Consider the following 20070-nt stretch of genomic DNA (forward strand, 5'->3'; position numbering starts at 1 on the left):
GTACACAGCATTTTGTGCAGCATCAAGGTATAGACAGTCAGATTTAAAGTTTTGAGGTAATCCGTGGATATTTTTCCAATCTCGTTAAAGTTGCAGCAGCAACCTTGTCTGATTGTCGGTGGTGGGCATATTGCCTACCGGAAAGCATTATTGCTGCAGAAAGCCGGGGCGATCATTGATGTGATTGCTCCTGAAATTGAAACGGCTTTGCTGGAGATTGTGCAGCAGTCCGCTGGGCAGTATGTACAGGCACGTTTTAGTGTCGACCTGCCGCTGCGCCAATACCGTTTGGTGATTGCGGCGACCGATGAAGCCGATACTAATCAGCAGGTATTTGCAACCTGTGAAGCTGAAAATGTATTGGTCAACAGTGTTGATGATCCGCCGCATTGCCGTTTTATGGTACCGGCGATTGTTGACCGTTCCCCTTTGGTGATTTCTGTGGCGACTAATGGCACATCGCCTGTGCTGTCTCGCCAGATCCGTACCCAGCTAGAGGCAGTCATTCCGCATGGCATGGGGAAACTGGCTGAATTTTCTGGAAAATGGCGTGCTGCGGTGAAAGCCAAAATTAGCAATCCGGATAAACGCCGGATTTTCTGGGAAGACCTGTACGCCAGTCCGCTGAAAGAACACGTATTTAATGACAATCTGGCCCAAGCGGATCGCTTGATTGAGCAAACCTTAAATGAATGGCAGCAACCGAAAGGTGAAGTCTATTTGGTCGGAGCGGGACCAGGTGATCCGGAGCTTTTGACCCTCAAGGCTCTGCGTTTGATGCAACAAGCGGATGTCGTCATCTATGACCGTCTGGTCTCGGCACCGATTATGGAGCTGTGCCGCCGTGATGCAGAAAAAGTCTATGTTGGTAAGGCGCGTTCCAATCATGCCGTTCCACAGGAAGGAATTAATGCCTTGCTGGTGAAATATGCCAGTGAAGGCAAGCGGGTCTGCCGTTTAAAAGGGGGAGATCCTTTTATTTTCGGGCGAGGGGGTGAAGAGATTGAAGAGCTCTTTACTGCAGGTATTCCATTTCAGGTGGTTCCGGGGATTACAGCTGCATCGGGCTGTTCAGCCTATGCCGGAATTCCACTGACTCATCGTGATTATGCACAAAGTGTACGTTTTCTGACCGGACATTTAAAAGAAGGTTCACCTGAACTGCCTTGGTCTGAGCTGGTTTATGAAAATCAGACACTGGTGTTGTATATGGGTCTGATTGGACTGGAAACTATTTGCAAAAAGTTAATTGCACATGGTCAGCGTCCGGATATGCCTGTGGCTTTGGTGTCTAAAGGCACCACACCCGAGCAGAAAGTTGTAGTGGGAACCCTGCAAAATATTGCAGCTCAAGTATCCGAACATCAAATACAGGCCCCGACTTTGACCATTATTGGTGAGGTGGTCCGCTTGCGTGAAAAGTTGCAATGGCAGGAGCGCGCTGAGGCGTGATTGTAGCTCTATCAGAGCGTTAATTGATTGCTTCAGCGCAGGTCGCAAGTCTTGTATAAGATGAGCGATACTTGATGCCCTTGATCTGTTATATCTGTAAAAAACTATGCAGGAACAATGTTTAGATCCGATACATCAGCTAAACCCTGTGTCTATATTTAAAATATTGAGTGAATAAAAGTGATCCATGTCGTTCTCTATGAACCAGAAATTCCTGCAAATACAGGGAATATCATTCGCCTGTGTGCCAATACCGGCGCACAATTACATTTGATCAAACCGCTAGGATTTGAGCTGGATGATAAAAAACTGAAACGGGCTGGTTTAGATTATCATGAATATGCCAATCTACAGATCTGGGACAATATCGAAGATTGTCTGGCTGATCTGGCCAGCAAGGGTGTGGGAATTGATGCGGTTTATCCGCTGACCACCAAAGGTTTTGAAACGCCGCATACCTCAGATTTAAACCGCCCGGTGGCGCTACTCATGGGGCCTGAAACCCGAGGCCTGCCTGAACAGGTACGTTTGATGTTCCCACAAAAGCACTGGATTCGTCTGCCGATGGCTGAAAACTCCCGTAGTTTGAACCTGTCGAATGCCACTGCCGTGATTGTCTATGAAGCCTGGCGTCAGCAGGGTTTTAAAGCTCTTTAATCTTTGGATGCATGACAAGCTGCTTAAGGGCAGCTTTTTTATTTCCTTGGTACTCATCCTCCTCTTGGCTTCATTTGTTATGATAAGCTGAATAAAAGCAACGGAAATAACAAGGATATGTGTCTGAAGCCGATCTTAACACTGTCCCTCGGCCTATATTTGGGAATGACCGCTTTACCGCTTCATGCTCAAGAGGAAACAGTAGCAGCGCCAGAAAAGATTCAGCCTATCACTCAGGCAGAAGTGCAGCAGAGTCTGGCAGAGATGCAGCAGCGTTTAAATCTTCGTATTGAGCAGTGGGGGCAATCACTTCAGCGTGATGATTTTGAATGGACCTGGCATGGACGTAAACTGAAGCAGTCCAAACGTCAGGAAGTCTGTGATATTTTCCAACAAGTGGTCAATGAAATGTATCAGCTCATGGTTGAAAATAAAGCCCGTTTACGCCCCGAAGACCAGAAACTCTTGTCGAATCGTGACGGGTTTATTGAAAAACTGGGTTATCAGAATAATCGGGTCAATACCAAGATGGGCTTTGATTGCCGTTTACACTGAGCACAGCAAAATCCAAGCCTAAAAAAGGCGCATCAAGCGCCTTTTTTAAAGTTAAACATTATTCAAATTCGTTATGTTGAGGAGCTGGGTGCTTAAAGCCCTTGGTTCTATAACCCAAGTACAAAATACCAAACATCGCCCACCATAAACCATATTTCAATGCAGTTTCTTCAATTTCCAGCCACATGGCAAAAACACTGATGAAGCCCAGTAGAGGAATAACCACAAAGCTGAAAATATCTTTTGCTGTTTTGGTCCGGCCATCACGCAAAGCATAGCGTGAAATGACAGACAGGTTTACAAAAGTAAATGCAGTCAATGCACCAAAGCTGATCATGGAAATCACGATATCCAGATCCATGAAGCCCGCAGTCAGCGCCACAGCACCCACAATCATAATATTGTAAGACGGGGTGAAGTTACGTGGGCTGATATGACCAAAGATTTTCTTGTTGATTACACCATCGCGACCCATCACATACATTAAACGCGATACACCGGCATGTGCAGAAATGCCGGATGCCATCACCGTTACGATCGCAAATGCCAGTACATAAGACTGGAACAGCGAGCCACCGACCAGTAACAGAATTTCTGGCTGGGTCTCGGCAATATTCTTAAAGTAAGTCCCCGGTGCTGACGGGAAATAGAGCTGCATGAAGTAGGTACTGATAATGAAGATCACACCGGCAATTAAAGCGGTTAAGAAAATTGCCTTAGGCAGGGTTTTCTCGGTATCTTTGGTTTCTTCCGCCAGTGAGCTTAAAGAGTCAAATCCGGTGAAAGAGAAACATAGCAGGGTAGCACCTGTAATCAGGGCACCGACCGAGGTTAATTCATTCCAGAACGGTTCCATACTCCATAACTGATAACGCTGTTCCGCAGTAATTAGACCTTCAGCATTGAAACCGGCCTGGAGCTTGGTATATACCATCCAGGTAAAGGCCGCAATCACGATTAACTGGATCAACACAATCATACTGTTAAAGTTAGCGACAAAACGCACACCACGCAGGTTGATCCCGGTCATAAAGGCCGTCAGAGCTACCACCCAAACCCAAGGGTTAATATCCGGGAACAAGGCCTTCAGATAAATGACCGCCAGGATGATATTGACCATCGGTGATAACAGATAATCCAACCATGACGACCAGCCGACCATGAAGCCAATATTTGGATGAATTGATTTTTGCGCATAGGTATAGGCTGAACCCGAAGAGGGGTAGCGACGGATCATATGACCATAACTGATCGAAGTAAACAAAATTGCAATCAGGGCAATGATGTAAGAAGTAGGAACATGGAAGTGACTTGCTTCTGATACTAAACCGAAAGTATCAAATAAGGTCATTGGCTGAATATAAGCCAAACCAATAATAATGATGTGCCAGAGTCCTAGCGTTTTTTGCAGTTTAGCTGCCGATTGAGTCCCAGAGAAATTAGTCAACGGCGTTATCCTCTTAATCGTTGATCAAGGATCAGTCATATTAAATAAGGATCGTTTGAGACGAACGATCCCCCCTACATTTTTCTGTAAAAGTGCGCCAATCTATTCCAAAATGATGGCTTTTACTAGCTATTTTTAACTTTAGAACTGCAAAAATATGCTGTTTGTTAAAAAATAGCGTTCATGCAAGATAAAAGCCTGATGTTTAAAAAAACATCAGGCTAAAATTTTCGCTATATTGGCTTATTTTTCAGTAATTACCAAGCCTTTTTTAAGATAGATTTCAAATCTTCTAGCGTGGCTTCTTTCGGGTTGTAAATGATTGACCCATCATTCAGGGCTTTTTCAGCCACTTCATCCAGTTGTGCTTCAGAAATTTTGCCGGTTTCACTTAAAGTCCGCGGTAATTTAGTCAGACTATAAATGCGGTCACGCATTGTCATAATCATCGCGATGGTTTTATCAGCACGTAAATGCGCTGGTGTTTGTGCATAAATATCTGCACCGGCCAGAGGCAGAAGTAAATCGGCAATTCTCTCTCCATTGACCTCTTTGTTGTATTCCAGCACATAAGGCAGGAACAGGTTCATACATAAACCATGCGGCAGGTGCGCGACCGCACCTAAGGAATGACCGAGTGAGTGAACCAGTCCCACCATAGAGTTAGAAAAGGCAATACCGGCCATGGTCGATGCCTGAGCCAGCTCTAAGCGTCCTTGTGCATCGGTTGGCGTGTCCAGAACATTAAACAGGTGTGCGCTAATCTTTTTAATCGCTGCGGTGGCATAAGCATCTGAAATTGGATTGGCTGCCATGCAGGTATAGGCCTCTACTGCATGGGTCATGGCATCCATCGCTGTCATTGCTGTAAGATGTGGGGGGAGCGTTTGGGTCATGCGCGGATCAAGAATTGCTGCATGCGGCATCAGATAATAAGAGGCAAACGGCATTTTGACATTCTTTTCAGTATCTGACACAACAGCGATCATGGTCACTTCTGAGCCAGTGCCTGAGGTCGTCGGAATCACAAAGAAAGGCTTGAGCGGTTTAGGCAGGTTATGTGCGCCTGAGTATTTCAGTAAATCATTACCTCCTTCAGAGACTAGAATATTGGTCGCTTTTGAAGTATCAATGACTGAACCGCCCCCAACTGCAATAATGGCATCACAGTTCTGATCACGATATAACTTTGCAGCCTTGCGTACTGTTTCCAGACTCGAATCTGGCGGAACATCATCAAAAATGCCGGCAATCACGGCATCGGCAGATTCAAAAGCGTCTTCAATCGGTATAAGCAGATTGTTGGCGCGTACCCCTTTATCGGTAATGATCAGTGGACGCTTTGCTCCCAAGGTAGCCAGTTCAAATGGAATATGTTCTAACGCGGCATGACCGGCAATGATTTTGACCGGGCAGAAAAATTCGTAATATGGTTTAGCCATGGGTTATGCACTCCGCTTGAAATAAGATTGGGCTACTTTGAGATAGATATTGGCAGCTCCAGTTAATTTTTCTTTTAAACTCAAATCGCTTGGATATTCTTTGACAGCCAGTTCGGCCACTAATTTCGGTAAAATCAACGCTTCCATTTTATTGAGGCAGCGTACCAGACGGATCGCATTGGAAATATCGCCATCCGCAATCATCCGGTCATTGGCAAAAGCCTGTGAAGTACTTTCCTGAAAAGAAAATACCAGAAAGGCATGGTGTAAATGCTTAAAGGTAATGGTGAGATCGGGTTTAATCTTACTGTTCTTCACCAACTCCAGTTGATGGTTTTCAGTCACTCTGGCAACAAAGGCCGGGCCATTCGGAAATACGTTCATTGAAAGGCTAAAATTGGCAGGAAACTGGGTAATTTCCTGTTGGATTTCTGCATCCACCTGACTGGCCATGACCAGACCGCGACCGATGATATCCATCATCAGTTTGACATAGGCAAGCTGCAAAGCAGGTTTTACGGATTTCTTCGCAATCACATGATAATCCTTATCTTGGTATTATTTGTTTAGAGTAAATACTCTAATTTATTTAAAGGTGAAATGCAAAGGCTTTATTTTTGTTCAATATTAATGTGTGTAAAGTAACCGCTGCTGCTTAAATTTTCAATAATATCTTGACACAAGTCGGCAAATGTCGGCGGCTGATTCAGCAGATCATGGATTCGAACCATTTCCAGACCAGCGTAGCCACAGGGATTGATGGTCTGGAAGCCGGTCAATTCGCAGTCAATATTGAGTGCCAGGCCATGGTAAGAACGCCCTTTACGGATTTTAAAGCCCAAAGAACCTATCTTGCGTTCTGCGACATAAACACCTGGTGCATTAGCTTTGGCATAGGCTTCTATACCATATTTTTTTAACAGGTCAATCATCAGCTGTTCGGCATAGGACACCAGTGTACGCACATTCCAGCCGAGACGATTTAGGTCAAACATAAAATAGGCCACCAGCTGCCCCGGACCATGCCAGGTGACCTGACCGCCACGATCTGTTTGTATAACAGGAATATTACTAGGAATCAGGATATGTTCCGGTTTACCTGCCTGACCTTGGGTTAATATATCATGGTGCTGTAAAATCCACAGCTCATCCGGGGTATGAGCATCACGGTTTTCGGTAAAATGTTTCATTTCCAGAAAACGGTCTTCATAAGGCGTCAGCTGGTTGTACTGACGGATAATCAATTCAGGTTTTTGAACAGTTTCAGCCACGCTGTGAAAGTCCTTTTTGGGTCAAATTTATCAGATTCATTATAATGAATTGCAAGGCCAATAGAGCAATAGGGTAGGCTCCGAGTTCTATTTTTATTGTGGCCCGTGGAGCAAGGCGCATAAAAAAGCACGCGGATTTGCGTGCTTTTTTATTATGCTGATTACAGCGCTGTGCGAATATGTTCGCAAGCTGCAAGATCCGCATAAAGCGCATGAACTTGGTCAAGCTCTTCAAAGCGAAGCTGCGCAGTAATAGAGTGATATTTACCTGTACGCGACGGCTGCACTTTTAAAGTCGTCTGGTCAAATTCAGGAAAATGCTTCACTAAAATTTCTACGACAGCACCGTGCAATTCTGTACCTGCATTACCAATGAGTTTAATTGGGTAGTCCATTGGAAATACCCAAAGATCTTCACGGAGTTCGCGAGATGGGGTGCGGTCTATCATAGTTCACCTCAAATTTTATAGACAAAGCCTGCAAAAGAGCAGGCTTTGAGATTCTCTTAAATATATAATGGAGACCCATAGCAATCTTTCAAGTCTCCATCACGCGTTAAGAATTAGTCGTTTTCCAGGAATGAACGCAGGTGTTCAGAACGGGAAGGGTGGCGTAATTTACGTAGTGCTTTCGCTTCAATCTGACGGATACGTTCACGGGTTACGTCAAATTGTTTACCGACTTCTTCCAGCGTGTGATCCGTTGGCATGTCGATACCGAAACGCATTTTCAGGACTTTCGCTTCACGTTCAGTCAGATTTTCCAGAACTTCACGGGTTGCTTCTTTCAAGCCTTCTGAGGTTGCTGCATCAACTGGTGAAGTGATGTTGCTATCCTCAATAAAATCACCCAGATGCGAATCTTCATCATCGCCGATTGGTGTTTCCATCGAAATCGGCTCTTTGGCGATTTTCAGTACTTTACGTACTTTAACCTCGTCCATTTCCAGACGTTCGCCCAGTTCTTCAGGAGTCGGTTCGCGGCCCATTTCCTGAAGCAATTGACGCGATACACGGTTGATCTTGTTTATAGTTTCAATCATGTGTACTGGAATACGGATAGTACGCGCCTGGTCTGCGATTGAACGGGTAATCGCTTGACGAATCCACCAGGTGGCATAGGTCGAGAACTTGTAACCACGACGGTATTCGAACTTGTCTACAGCCTTCATCAGACCGATGTTACCTTCCTGAATCAGATCTAGGAACTGCAAGCCGCGGTTAGTGTATTTCTTGGCAATCGAAATCACCAGACGCAAGTTCGCTTCCACCATTTCTTTCTTGGCACGACGCGCTTTTGCTTCACCTACTGCCATACGTTTCGCAATCTCTTTGATGTCACGAACGCTTAAGCCAAGCTCATTTTCAATATCTGCAATTTTTTGCTGGAAGGCCAGTACGTCAGCACGAACTTTTTCCAGATAGCCTTTCTGATCAGCAGGTGCTTTTGCGATTTGCTCATCTAACCAGGCTGGATTTGATTCCTGGCCCGGGAATGTCGTACGGAACTGGGTACGATCCATACGGCCACGACGGACTGCATAACGCATCACTTCACGTTCTGCACTACGGATCTGCTCATGCGTACCACGAATCATTTCAGAAATCAGATCAAACAGGCGCGGTGTAAATTTGAACATCATGAACACAGATGCGAGCGCTTGCAGGGCTTCTTCGCCTTCTTTACTATTGCGGCCGTGTTTTTCCAGAACCGCCTTGGTGTTTTTCCAGGCATCTGAAAGTTCAGTAAAGCGGGCTCTGGCAATTTCTGGGTCCGGACCTGAATCTGCTTCAGATTCCTCTTCAGTTTCAGCTTCTTCCTCTTCCTCGTCATCATCCAGTTTTACTTCTTTGGTGGACTTGGCGGCAGATGCTTTTTCCTCTGGAAGCTCAGCTTCCTCTTCGATAACTTCTGGAATTGCTTCATCAGTTTCAGGGTCTAAATACCCTGACAGAATGTCAGCCAGACGACGTTCGCCGGCTTCATAATCTTTATATTCTTGGAGTACAACGCCCACTGCATTTGGCCAGTAAGCAATCGAGTGCAGAATGTCACGGATACCTTCTTCAATCCGTTTTGCAATGCTAATTTCGCCTTCACGCGTTAAGAGCTCAACCGTCCCCATTTCACGCATATACATGCGCACAGGGTCAGTGGTACGACCTGGTTCATTTTCTACAGATGCAAGTACCGCTGCAGCTTCTTCTTCTGCAACTTCATCGGCAGCTTCTGCATTATCCTCAAACATCGCATCATCAGATTCAGGAGCGCGGTCATGGACAGGAATACCCACGTCATTCAGCATTTGAATGATGTCTTCAATCTGTTCGCTTTCTGTGATGGAGTCCGGGAGATGATCGTTAACCTCAGCGAAGGTTAAGTAACCTTGTTCTTTGCCTCGGCTAATCAGAGCCGCTACTTGAGAAGTAGGGGAAGTCATATCGCTCATCTTTGCTTACTCTCGTTGAATCTGTGGCAGTGAAAAACCGTGCATCATAGCACAATTCACTGAAATAATTTTGGAATTGATCAGTCAAGCATGATTTTATCAAAATGTTTGAAAGTACAATTGAATATGAATATTAGGCCTAAGTTTATCTTTTCAAGTGCATTTCCTGATCTTATTTTATAGAAATGTCTTTTATCTGGTGGATAAAAAACATTCGATACCTAATATGCTAATTAATACACAATTATGTAGTAGAAAAACAAGAGCCAATTGGTATACACATACAAAATATATAAATAAAACTTGACAAGTTTTAGAAGGCAAGATAAATAGCGCCTAGACCCATTATATTTTTCACTACGAGGTAGTTTTAGTGTCTTCAACAGATTTTGAGCTAGATGATAGCTACGGTGATGATGACGTTAATTTTGATGAAGCATCAAGTAAGCTGAGTGCGAAAGAATCATTGGAAAAACGCCGTCTGATCGATGAGTTGTTGTCTCAGCGCCGACTGGAACGTGAACTCAAAGATTTTGACTACGACTTTGACGATGATGACGATTTCGATGAGGAAGATTAGCCGATTTGGATTTAGCATGGACTGAATAAATGCTATGCTAAACCCTTCGGTTTTCTAAGTTTGGATATGAAATGAGTGCTTTAGATTTAGACCAGTTGAGTGAATATCTGGATGGCGACCAAAATGAGTATGGTCTGGATTTTGCAGCAACTCATGGTTTCCTGTGTGCAATTGCTGTGGGCCCGCAGTTCGACAAATGGTTAGATGAGCTGTTTGAAGGTAACCAGAAAAAAGTACCTGCAGAAATCATCAATCAGGTAAAAACATGGTTAGAGGCAATTCGTCAAAGCTTGGCCAACGAAGAAGGAATCAGTTTCCCCTTCGAGATTGAAGAAGCAGATACCGACTCTAGTCTGGGGGACTGGAGTGTAGGTTTTGTTGACGCCATGTTCCTGAACGAAGAAGCCTGGTTCACTGAAGAGTTTGAAGAACAGCTGGTAGATTTGACTCTGCCAATTATGGTGTTTAGTGGCATTGATGAAGAAGATCCGCAAATGGAGTCTTTCCGTCGCAATGGTCAACTTATGGATGAACTTGCAGAAGAAATTCCGGAAAACCTGAATGAGTTATATCTGATGTATCACACACCAGAATAATTCGGTAAAATAAAAAAAGCACCACTGGGTGCTTTTTTTATGTCTCGCTATTCTAGTGATAAGCCAATGGTTTTAGTTGTGACTTTATCTGAATGGCTTTAAGGTTATTTTTGCTGAACTCGCCGAAACATAAGGGCGGTACAGCATCTCGCGTAAGATTTCTCTCTTGGAATACCAGTTACAACAACCATGATGCTCAGGCTCAGCAGTACACTGACTCCCGAGACAGGCTCAAACCAGCTTTTTTTCTCCTCCCTTACTGGGTAAGCGTTGCTTCGTGTACAAATTTGATCGAGGTTGCTACATCAGCAGCCCATATGGCAGTCATACTGCGTAGAGGATCAATTAGCATATTTTTTGCTGCTATTTTGTTATGCATCCTCCAGTTAAAAGGGCGAAATTTCCTGCCTCATGTCAGCTAAAAATCTTGCCGGATCTATCTTGCATGTCGCAAACATCGATGAAGTGTCAATCGACTTTATTATCTTAAATAGGATATGTATTGTGTCCACTTAACCTGAAGGAAGAAGGTCAGTGAATTTTGCTGTTTTATTAAAATGCTAATCTAAGAATTATAATATTCAGCAAGATACATTGGCATAAACTGGATGAGTGTCATTTGATACCAGTCAGTATTTTGACACCCATCCAAGAAAAGGCCAGTTTTAAGTAGATTTCTTTAGCAATTTGGCCAGACTGTAGCGGGCATAGCCATTATAAGCAATATGAAAGACTAAGCCATGTAAGCCAATCAGGGCGGCGACCAGAAATGAATTTGGGCCTCTGCCTGCATAAGCTGTGGTTCGGAAAACTTCTTCAGTTTGTGGATGAAGCCAGATCATGACAAATAGAAAAATAAAACCGAAGGCCATCGCGATGGTGGTCGATCCCCACACCAGTTTACTTTTCTCTTCTTTACTTGGTAAACGCTGTTGTGTTTTTACAAAATGGCGGGCACTCAGGAAAGCCGCAGCAATCAGGGCCGGGATCAGGATAATGACTCCCAGATTCAATATATAGATGAGGATGCCAATCAGTATCATCAAGGCAAGATAAATAGTGGCAAAATATTTTAGATAATGCGACATTGTTCTAGCCTCCTTTTGTAGAGTCTGATTCAGGATGGCTGATTTTTACGCTGGTGTCTACGGTATAATATCCAGCTAATCAGCACTAGGACGATAGCGAGGATTACATAACTAACTTTGCTGAAGATTTGCTGCATCAGTTGCTGGTTCTCACCAAAATAAAAACCGACACAGGCCAGAAATGTGGTCCAGATGACCGTTCCTAAACTGCTATAGAACATGAATTTCCAGAAAGGCATACCGCTCATGCCAGCAGGAATACTGATCAGGGAGCGTACAGCAGGCACCATGCGGCCAAAAAATACAATCCGATGCCCATACTTTTCAAACCATTGCAGAGAGGTTTTGACATCTTTGGATTTGATAAACAGGAGTTTGCCATAACGGTCGACGAATTTGAAAATACTGTCATGATTGAATTTATAGCCAATCCAGTACAAGAGAGCGGCAGCGATTAAGGAACCGAAAGAGCCAGCAATAATTACTCCGCTTAGAAGCAATTGGCCTTGAGAAGCTGAATAGCCTGCAGAGGGCATAATGATTTCAGAGGGAATAGGAGGGAAAACATTGTCTAGAAACATCAGCAGGGCAATACCAAGGTAGCCCAGTTTTTCCATGACAGAGATAATCCATTCGGTTAGATTCATGGTAAATAAGTCAATAAAAAATAACCCCTATATGCTAAGGAGTATTTTTTATACAGTAAAGTTGAGATATATAACTGAGATCGCAGCAATTAACTGTGACTTAAGGTGTAGATATAAACTTTACGTAATAGATAGGCCAAACAGATCGGTAAAACACTTAGCAATAAAAAATGTACCGCGGTAGCATTAATGTGATAACTGACAAACAGGGCTAAAATTGCTCCAATCACGGTACCTAGAATGACAATAAATAAATGTGACTGGCGTTCCAGTTCCTCACTAACCTGATTCATTCGCTGTAATTTTATATTTTCTTGAGTCTGGAATCTGATAATATTTTCAGAATCCGGTGCAAGTGAACTCGTCATTTTACGTTCCTTTTCATTTTAAATATTTAGTTATTAATGAAAGACTTAGATGCTTAATCATGCTTGATTATAAGACTAGCAAGCTTGATCTGAAAAAAATGCGTGTCTTGGTAAATAATTAGTAAGCTTTTTATTGCAGATGTGTTTTTATGTAAATAAAAAGCCCTCCGAAGAGGGCTTATATATATTTGTTTACAAAGCTTGGTTTAAAGACGTTTACGTTTTGCCGCCAGAATTTGCGATTGACGCATGCGGAAACCTTCTTTTTGCTTCTCGGTGGTTTTATCAATGCAGTACACGCAGGAAACACCATGTTCATAGCTCGGCAGTGCTACTTCTTCTGGACTCAACGGCCAGCCACAGGCGTGACATTTGGTGTTCTGGCCTTCTTCCATGCCATGTGTGACCGCAGTACGGCCATCAAATACGAAACATTCACCTTCCCACATGCTTTCTTCAGGTGGTGTCTCTTCCAGATATTTTAAGATGCCGCCTTTCAGGTGATAAACTTCGGTAAAGCCTTCTTGAAGCAAGAGAGAAGTTGATTTTTCACAGCGAATTCCGCCAGTACAGAACATGGCAATTTTCTTATCTTTGTGCTGTTCCAGATTATTTTTTACGTATTCCGGGAATTCACGGAAAGTTTCAGTTTTCGGATCAATCGCACCTTTAAATGTACCGGCTTTATATTCGTAATCGTTACGGGTGTCGACGAGAATCACGTCATCACGTGCGATCAGCTCGTTCCATTCTTTAGGGTCCAGATAGTGGCCGACCAAATCGCGTGGTTTCACTTCTACGCCCAAGGTCACGATTTCCTGTTTCAGCTTGATTTTCATTTTCCGGAAGGGTTTGTCAGAGCTGTGTGACTCTTTATATTCCATCTGTTCAAAACCCTCATCAAGCAGGAACTGATGAACTTGATCAATGGCAGCACGGTCACCCGCCACTGTGCCGTTAATGCCTTCACCTGCCACAATCAGAGTACCGCAAAGGTTGATGGTATTTACCAAGTCCAAAAGACGTTGTTGCAGATCCGCAGGATTCTGAACTTCTTTGAATTGATAAAGTGCGGCAACAACCCAACCAGTCGTCGCTTGCTGTTCTACAGGTGCAAGCTGTTCTACAGTAGCGTTCATGGAATACTCCAACGTAGCATGATAGTTTAAAAGGCGCATATTTTAACGTGATTCGGGTGAATAAGCGAGTAAAACACCGGCTTTTAACAGGCTTCAATTCATTCAGGAGAGCGTGTATAGTCATGCCGACCCAAGATTTTGGGACAATGATGCAAATGCTAAAAATTGCAGCACAGTTGGAGTAAGTTTTGAGTTCGGATCGTCGTATTGCATCTTTAACCCCTTGTGCAGGGCGTTGTTCTACCGTATTTGGAGATGCGGTCTGTCGTGGCTGTCGCCGTTTTAATCATGAAGTCATTCAGTGGAATACTTATACTGCTGACCAGCATAGCGTGGTCTGGCAGCGGCTAGATATACAGTTAGACCAGATTTTAGTGCCGATGCTGCCCCATGCTGATTTAAAGCATGTAGAAAACTTTGTCCGTTCCAAACGTGTACGTTTGCGTGATGATGCCAGCAAAGGTCGAAAGTTGTATCATGCTTTAAAGCTGTGTGAAAAGAACCGCCATTTCACCGATGAAAGCGGGCTGGGCATTCATTATAAGCAAGTGCGTCCTCTTTGGCAGGAGTTTGAACGTCGGGTGCTGGCCTTGGCCCAAGCCAGTTATGACTTGGCCTTTTTACGGGCTGATAGCATTGGCCAGCATTTGATTCATTTACAAGAAGAGGACTAAGTCCTCTTTTTTTAATATAAAAATAGAGTAAGTATCGCTGAGGAATCGGATGAATATCAGTGAATATATGCTGTACTGTCTGGCGGTCGTAATGATGATCGCTACGCCTGGGCCTGTTATGTTGCTGGTCGCCAGTGCTGGTTTAAAAGGTGGTTATCGGCATGCATTACAGACTATTTTTGGAACCAACCTGGCTTCGTTGGTGCTCATTGCTCTATCAGTACTCAGTCTAAAGGGCTTGCTGCTCATTAATGAACAATGGTGGGATGTTATCAAGCTATTGGGCTGCATATATATTGGCTATCTGGGCTTGCAGATTTTCCGAGAAGTTTGGCAAGGTCAGGTAGCACAGGGACATCAGTCTCTGTCGGCAGCATCCGGCGGTTTTCGTCGCGGCTTTCTGGTCGGAATTTCCAACCCTAAAGATATTCTTTTCTTCGCTGCCTTTTTTCCGCAATTTATCGGGATTACGCCAAATCTTGATTTGAGTTTAATCATTTTGATTTTAAGCTGGGTTGTACTGGACTTTCTTTGCTTATCTATTGTGTATTTAGGTTTTAACCGTTTATCGCACTCTCGTTTTTATCCGTATTTGCTGGCAGGGTGTGGTGTGATTCTGGTCATGGTTGCCTTTTATGGTATGTATAGTTTGCTAATTTGAGTATAAAATCAATAAAAACAAGGGTCTGGCTAAATAAAATTTAACGATCCTGTCTGGAAGAGTCAGTAAAAATTATGCTAAGGTAAAATCAAATAAAACTGAACCGCTCAGAATGTCTAAAATAATCATAAAGTCAGACCATCCATTTTCACCCCTGCTATTTAGTCAACCTGCTGTTATTCAATACCTACAGATCATTGGAATTGGGCTGATCGCTGTCAGTATTGTATATCTGCTGGCTGCGAACTGGTGGATGCTTCCCAAGTGGGTACAGCTCCTGATTCCACAAGCCTTAGTGCTGATTTCGGCATTGCTCAGCATACGCTTTAGTGCACGAGAAATGGTAAGACAAAGTCTAGATGGTGTTGTGGGGCTGATGCTGGGCTTAGGCCTAGCGGTGATAGGGCAGATTTATCAAACAGGGGCGGATAGTTATCAGCTTTTTTTACTGTGGGCTTTATTGCTCTTGCCTTGGTTGTATCGTCTGAATATTGGTGTTTTTGCTTTATTTTGTGTGATTAGCCAGCTGGCACTGTATCTGTATTTCAAGCAGAGCTTCTGGATGGAGCGTGCCGAGCCTGCCTATTGGTTGACTCTGAATGTACTCACCGGTGTTAGCTTTTTCTATGCACTGCGATTTTATTCGGTTTTGCGTTATCTGTTGATTGTGGCTGTGGTGATAATTTCTATAGTGAGCATGGTCCAGTTTATCAACTCGAACTCTATCTGGTATTTAGGTTCGGTATTAAGTTTGCCCCTCATATTCAGTGCTTATTTTTATAGCCTTCGTAAGCAGCTGGAAACCAGTTTGCTGGTGGCTGGACTCGCGCTGAGTATGAGTGTGCTGATCTTGGATCTGACCAAGTCCCATTTTCAGGAATCAGCCGGAGGCTTGCTGGTTCTGGCTGTACTGATCTTTGCTTGGTTCGCTGGGATCAGTGGCTTATTAATGAAGCTCCTCCCCAAAAGCAGGTTTTCAGTGATTCCACTGGCGCTAGGTGCATGGATTGCTGGAATCATTCTGGCTGCCTTATTACTGACCTATTGGAAAAGTTTTTCCATTTTTATGGGAGCGGTTTTTATCGTGGCTGCCTGCTGGTTGATTCATACCAGGAACTCTGTTTTTCTGCGCCAGTTTGCGTATTGTTTGTGGCTATGTGGTCAGGCCGCCGTTCTGATTCATACGGAGTGGCTAACAGATAGCCTGGTGCTGATCTGGTTGATTCAGCTAGGGATTACACTGCTGAGTATGCGGAGCCGTATGCATTGGTGGGTGGTGGTTTTACAATTATTAATAGCACATGTTTTAGCGATTGCAGCCTTCTATTCAAAAATACAGCATGACCAGTTGTTGTTGATTGCAATGTCAATCAATTATCTGATTCTCATTGTTATTTTAATAAGTACCAGCCATTGGCTGGAATCCCGCTATAGCAAAAGCATACAGTTATGGATGATCTGCATACTGGCAGCCATGGCGATATTGCAAACTTTATTTAAGCAGGTGGTGGTTCATCCAGCTGATCATCATTATCTTGAAAATCTCATGGTTTTTTATGCTTTACCGGCAATATGGCTACTGAGCTTTATTCTGCTATATAAACAGCAATTTAATCGGCATTTCCTGTGGCTGGTTCCCGTCTTGGGAATAGTATTAATCTGGCTGGGCTATTTTGAAATTTTAATAATTCTGCTGCTGATGGCGTGGGCGATTGTTTATCGGCACGTTTGGATACAGGCGCTGTCCATCTTGCTGCTGGTCTTCTGGTTATGGATGCTGTATTACAATCTGGGTCTAAGCTTTCTTTTTAAAAGTCTCAGTATTTTTGCATCCGGGCTGCTGGTACTGCTGCTGGCTTATATTTTAAACCGACCAATGCTGGAAGGTAGAGAAGGAGAGCCCAGATGAAAAAGTTTCTTCCTCTTTATTTGGCCATTTTGAATATAGCCTTGTTTAGTGGGCTGATTTTGCAGCATGAATGGCATTTAAGAAATAGCCAGAGCATGTTTGTTGAATTGATGCCTGTAGATCCGCGCTCTATACTTCAGGGAGATTATATGGCCCAGAGCTATCAGCTGCATTTTGGTGCTGCAGCGAGGCAGAGTAGCCAGCGATCTTTTTCGGATCTTCGTATTGACGATTTTGAAAATCAGTCCCAGGTGCTAAGTTATGTGCAGCTGGATAAACAGCGCAGAGTGATCACGACCAGTTTTGATCAAAGGCTTCTTGGTGGGTCAGCAGCATTTAGCAAGCTTGTTTTGAAAAATCCCCGTAATACTTTTGAGAGTTTATATCCTGCTGCCAACAGTTTTATGTTCGCTGAAGGGCTGGAGTCCTGTTATCGAAATGCTAAATTTGCTGAATTAAAAGTACAGGAAAATGGTGAGGCCGTCCTAGTGGATCTGGTCGATCAGCAGCTTAACTCCTTGAATTGTAAAACTCGTAAAAGCTGGTGGCAGGACAGTTGATCTCTTGTAGAGGGGAGATATTTTTAGCAATAAAAAAGCCCGCAAGATGCGGGCTTTTGAATCTTGAGTGATCAATCACGCTACTTGTACTGGAATACAGTTAGCAGTGTGATTCACCGTATTGTCCGGATTTGCATAAACCAGACGTGGTTTATGTGCATTGGCTTCAGCTTCAGTAAAATCACCAAAGGTGGCAATAATGATGATATCGCCAACATCGGCCTGATGTGCTGCACCACCATTCACCGAAATAATTCCGGAATTATCTTCACCACGAATTGCATAAGTAGTAAAGCGTTTACCATTGGTCACGTTCCATACATGAATTTCTTCATATTCACGAATGCCAGCCAAATCCATTAAAACGCCATCAATTGCACATGAACCTTCATAGTGTAATTCTGCATGTGTAACAAAAGCGCGGTGAATTTTGCATTTTAATAAACGAGATAGCATGGCTAGCGTCCCCTTAGTTGACCTAAGATTTTGACCTTATGGTTGAATCAGTTTCTACGGCACTGGATCAGTGAGTAGGCTTGCGCATTTTGCGCCTAAACGCCTTGCAAGGCAAGCGTAATTGTCCAGCAATTATTGAATGTTCAGTTCGGTTTATAGGCATTAATTTGATTCATGGCTTGCTGTACTTCACCGTTAACCAGCATTTTGGTACGGGCCAGTACGTGCGCAATAGCATCATCCATTAAACCCTGTTCACTACTTGGTGCCTTACTCAGAACATGGCCAGAAACCCGCTCTTTAGTGCCCGGATGACCAATCCCAATACGTAAACGATGGAAGTTTGCACCGATATGCGGCACGATATCGCGTAAACCATTATGTCCACCATGTCCACCGCCAGTTTTTAGGCGAATGATGCCGGGATTCATATCCAGCTCATCATGGGCGATCAGGATCGATTCTGGTGCGATATTATAGAATTTAGCGAAAGGAACAACACTTTTACCAGAAAGGTTCATAAAGGTTGTAGGCATGAGAAGACGAACATCCTGTCCTTCAATATTGCCACGCCCGCTGATTCCATTAAATTTCGGGTCTTTTTTAAGGCTAATGCCATATTGGTCTGCAAGACGTTCTACAAACCAGAAGCCTGCATTATGGCGGGTTTGGGCATACTCAGAACCTGGGTTACCCAAACCGACAATCAGTGAAATACTAGACACTAATTTACACCATCAACACTTATGCGCGTTTGAAGTCAGCGTGCATTGGTGTATTTTTAGCTGGGTGACGCTGTAACGCTTGGATTTTCACGTTTTCAACGTTATCACCTACTTTAACTTCAATCACTTCTTCAAAAAAAGCGTTGTTTTCTAAAGCTTTAACAAGCTCACGAAGTTTAAGTGTAATAGCTACAGGCTCAGCAGCACCACCGTAGATGATAGCAGGTACTTTAGCAGCATTGCGAAGGCGGCGGCTCGAACCTTTCCCTTGTAATGCTACTTCACGTGCTTCTGCGTTTAATACGAAGTTTGCCATGATAGACATCCTATTTAAGTTAAATGAACCAGATCTGCGACCGATCTGGTGATACAAAGCCCTGCCAAATGGCAGGGCTTTAGAAATTCAGCGCACTATTATAGATAAGAATCGAACATTGCGCTAATAGATTCTTCGTTGTTGATACGACGGATCGTTTCAGCAACCATGCTTGCAACCGAAACCTGACGGATTTTGCCCAGATTCTGAGCTTCTTCTGAAAGCGGGATGGTGTCAGTGACTACCAGCTCGTCAATTACAGAATTTTTCAGGTTTTCAATGGCTTTGCCAGATAGTACAGGGTGAGTAGCATAGGCAACAACTTTGCGTGCACCGAAAGTTTTCAGTGCATCTGCTGCTTTACACAGGGTACCTGCCGTATCGACCATGTCATCGACAATGACACAGTCGCGATCTTTCACGTCACCAATCAAATGCATCACTTGTGATTCATTCGCTTTTTGACGACGTTTATCAATAATCGCAAGATCGATATCGCCCATCTGTTTGGCAACAGCACGTGCACGGACTACACCCCCAACGTCAGGAGAAACAACCATCAGGTTATTGTGTGACTGCTGGCGCAGGTCAGCAAGCAATGCTGGTGTGCCATAGATGTTGTCGACAGGAATATCGAAGAAACCTTGAATCTGGTCAGCATGCAGGTCAATCATCACCACACGGTCAATACCGACGGTAGTCAACATGTCTGCAACAACTTTTGCAGTAATTGGTACACGGCTTGAACGAGGACGACGGTCTTGGCGAGCATAACCGAAGTAAGGAATCACGGCAGTAATACGACCAGCACTTGCACGACGCAATGCATCAGCCATCACCAGGATTTCCATCAGGTTATCGTTGGTAGGGGCACAAGTAGGTTGTACGATGAATACGTCTTTACCACGAACATTTTCAGTAATTTCAACAGCGATTTCGCCATCAGAGAACTGACCTACAGAGGCAGCGCCTAGAGGAATATGTAAATGACTTACGACTTTTTGAGCGAATTGTGGATGTGCAGTTCCACTAAAAACGACAAGATTGGGCATGAAGCACCCTTGGCGGTTGGTATGTA

23 protein-coding genes are annotated in these 20070 nt (G+C 43.9%); 9 read left to right on the plus strand and 14 right to left on the minus strand.

Annotated elements, in window-relative coordinates:
* Positions 1-63: 63 nt before the first annotated feature.
* From cysG to E2K74_RS00410, 3 genes are all read left to right on the plus strand, one after another.
* Complete coding sequence (cysG, locus tag E2K74_RS00400) at positions 64-1452, plus strand: siroheme synthase CysG (RefSeq protein WP_151205822.1); 1389 nt, start codon at positions 64-66, stop codon at positions 1450-1452.
* A 180-nt stretch (positions 1453-1632) separates the two neighbouring features.
* Positions 1633-2109: a tRNA (cytidine(34)-2'-O)-methyltransferase gene (locus tag E2K74_RS00405; RefSeq protein ID WP_151204061.1), complete on the plus strand. Its 477-nt coding sequence runs from the start codon at positions 1633-1635 to the stop codon at positions 2107-2109.
* A gap of 117 nt (positions 2110-2226) precedes the next feature.
* Positions 2227-2664 carry a hypothetical protein gene (locus E2K74_RS00410; protein WP_151205823.1) on the plus strand — a complete coding sequence of 146 codons (438 nt, stop codon included), beginning with the start codon at positions 2227-2229 and terminating at the stop codon, positions 2662-2664.
* A gap of 58 nt (positions 2665-2722) precedes the next feature.
* Here E2K74_RS00410 and E2K74_RS00415 read toward each other — a convergent pair whose 3' ends face one another.
* From E2K74_RS00415 to rpoD, 6 genes are all read right to left on the minus strand, one after another.
* Positions 2723-4111, minus strand: a complete 1389-nt coding sequence (locus E2K74_RS00415) for an APC family permease (protein ID WP_151204063.1) — start codon at positions 4109-4111, stop codon at positions 2723-2725.
* A gap of 257 nt (positions 4112-4368) precedes the next feature.
* The gene (locus E2K74_RS00420; RefSeq protein ID WP_151205824.1) at positions 4369-5553 is read right to left on the minus strand and encodes an iron-containing alcohol dehydrogenase; all 1185 of its coding nucleotides are present in this window, start codon (positions 5551-5553) and stop codon (positions 4369-4371) included.
* Between the two features lie 3 nt (positions 5554-5556).
* Positions 5557-6090: a hypothetical protein gene (locus E2K74_RS00425; RefSeq protein ID WP_151205825.1), complete on the minus strand. Its 534-nt coding sequence runs from the start codon at positions 6088-6090 to the stop codon at positions 5557-5559.
* Positions 6091-6164: 74 nt separating this feature from the next.
* Positions 6165-6824 (minus strand): lipoyl(octanoyl) transferase LipB, encoded by a 660-nt coding sequence (gene lipB / locus E2K74_RS00430; protein ID WP_151205826.1) that lies wholly within the window; start codon positions 6822-6824, stop codon positions 6165-6167.
* A 161-nt stretch (positions 6825-6985) separates the two neighbouring features.
* Positions 6986-7273, minus strand: coding sequence for a YbeD family protein (locus tag E2K74_RS00435; protein WP_151204067.1), 288 nt, complete (start codon positions 7271-7273; stop codon positions 6986-6988).
* Between the two features lie 113 nt (positions 7274-7386).
* A complete protein-coding gene (gene rpoD, locus E2K74_RS00440; RefSeq protein ID WP_151204068.1) occupies positions 7387-9273 on the minus strand; it encodes an RNA polymerase sigma factor RpoD in 1887 nt (628 codons plus the stop codon).
* Positions 9274-9646: 373 nt separating this feature from the next.
* On the opposite strand from rpoD, the gene E2K74_RS00445 reads away from it, so the two are divergent.
* Both E2K74_RS00445 and E2K74_RS00450 read left to right on the plus strand, forming a co-directional pair.
* Positions 9647-9853, plus strand: coding sequence for a PA3496 family putative envelope integrity protein (locus E2K74_RS00445; RefSeq protein ID WP_151204069.1), 207 nt, complete (start codon positions 9647-9649; stop codon positions 9851-9853).
* Positions 9854-9924: 71 nt separating this feature from the next.
* A complete protein-coding gene (locus tag E2K74_RS00450; RefSeq protein WP_151204070.1) occupies positions 9925-10449 on the plus strand; it encodes a YecA family protein in 525 nt (174 codons plus the stop codon).
* A 665-nt stretch (positions 10450-11114) separates the two neighbouring features.
* On the opposite strand, the gene E2K74_RS00455 is transcribed toward E2K74_RS00450, so the two are convergent.
* The 4 genes from E2K74_RS00455 to E2K74_RS00470 all read right to left on the minus strand — a co-directional run bounded on the left by E2K74_RS00455 (position 11115) and on the right by E2K74_RS00470 (position 13691).
* Positions 11115-11537 carry an ABZJ_00895 family protein gene (locus E2K74_RS00455; RefSeq protein WP_151205827.1) on the minus strand — a complete coding sequence of 141 codons (423 nt, stop codon included), beginning with the start codon at positions 11535-11537 and terminating at the stop codon, positions 11115-11117.
* Between the two features lie 29 nt (positions 11538-11566).
* Entirely contained in the window at positions 11567-12184 is a 618-nt protein-coding gene (locus E2K74_RS00460) for a DedA family protein (protein ID WP_151205828.1), read from the minus strand.
* A gap of 89 nt (positions 12185-12273) precedes the next feature.
* Positions 12274-12552, minus strand: coding sequence for an FUSC family protein (locus E2K74_RS00465; protein WP_151205829.1), 279 nt, complete (start codon positions 12550-12552; stop codon positions 12274-12276).
* Positions 12553-12758: 206 nt separating this feature from the next.
* The gene (locus E2K74_RS00470) at positions 12759-13691 is read right to left on the minus strand and encodes a rhodanese-related sulfurtransferase (protein WP_151204074.1); all 933 of its coding nucleotides are present in this window, start codon (positions 13689-13691) and stop codon (positions 12759-12761) included.
* Positions 13692-13879: 188 nt separating this feature from the next.
* On the opposite strand from E2K74_RS00470, the gene E2K74_RS00475 reads away from it, so the two are divergent.
* The 4 genes from E2K74_RS00475 to E2K74_RS00490 all read left to right on the plus strand — a co-directional run bounded on the left by E2K74_RS00475 (position 13880) and on the right by E2K74_RS00490 (position 17495).
* Entirely contained in the window at positions 13880-14365 is a 486-nt protein-coding gene (locus E2K74_RS00475) for a DUF1289 domain-containing protein (RefSeq protein WP_151204075.1), read from the plus strand.
* 49 nt (positions 14366-14414) lie between these two features.
* The gene (locus E2K74_RS00480) at positions 14415-15026 is read left to right on the plus strand and encodes a LysE family translocator (RefSeq protein ID WP_151205830.1); all 612 of its coding nucleotides are present in this window, start codon (positions 14415-14417) and stop codon (positions 15024-15026) included.
* Positions 15027-15138: 112 nt separating this feature from the next.
* Positions 15139-16935, plus strand: coding sequence for a DUF2157 domain-containing protein (locus E2K74_RS00485; protein WP_151205831.1), 1797 nt, complete (start codon positions 15139-15141; stop codon positions 16933-16935).
* Entirely contained in the window at positions 16932-17495 is a 564-nt protein-coding gene (locus E2K74_RS00490) for a GDYXXLXY domain-containing protein (RefSeq protein WP_151205832.1), read from the plus strand. Before E2K74_RS00485 ends, E2K74_RS00490 begins: the two co-directional genes overlap by 4 nt.
* Before the next feature lie 75 nt (positions 17496-17570).
* Here E2K74_RS00490 and panD read toward each other — a convergent pair whose 3' ends face one another.
* The 4 genes from panD to E2K74_RS00510 all read right to left on the minus strand — a co-directional run bounded on the left by panD (position 17571) and on the right by E2K74_RS00510 (position 20044).
* Positions 17571-17951 (minus strand): aspartate 1-decarboxylase, encoded by a 381-nt coding sequence (gene panD, locus E2K74_RS00495; RefSeq protein WP_151204079.1) that lies wholly within the window; start codon positions 17949-17951, stop codon positions 17571-17573.
* A 143-nt stretch (positions 17952-18094) separates the two neighbouring features.
* Positions 18095-18676 carry an aminoacyl-tRNA hydrolase gene (pth, locus tag E2K74_RS00500; protein WP_151204080.1) on the minus strand — a complete coding sequence of 194 codons (582 nt, stop codon included), beginning with the start codon at positions 18674-18676 and terminating at the stop codon, positions 18095-18097.
* A 19-nt stretch (positions 18677-18695) separates the two neighbouring features.
* Complete coding sequence (gene rplY, locus E2K74_RS00505) at positions 18696-18992, minus strand: 50S ribosomal protein L25 (RefSeq protein ID WP_151205833.1); 297 nt, start codon at positions 18990-18992, stop codon at positions 18696-18698.
* A gap of 98 nt (positions 18993-19090) precedes the next feature.
* Positions 19091-20044 carry a ribose-phosphate pyrophosphokinase gene (locus E2K74_RS00510; protein ID WP_151204082.1) on the minus strand — a complete coding sequence of 318 codons (954 nt, stop codon included), beginning with the start codon at positions 20042-20044 and terminating at the stop codon, positions 19091-19093.
* Between the last annotated feature and the right edge of the window lie 26 nt (positions 20045-20070).

Source organism: Acinetobacter sp. RF15B (genome assembly GCF_007558235.1).
In the GTDB taxonomy this organism is placed as follows: domain Bacteria; phylum Pseudomonadota; class Gammaproteobacteria; order Pseudomonadales; family Moraxellaceae; genus Acinetobacter; species Acinetobacter lwoffii_C.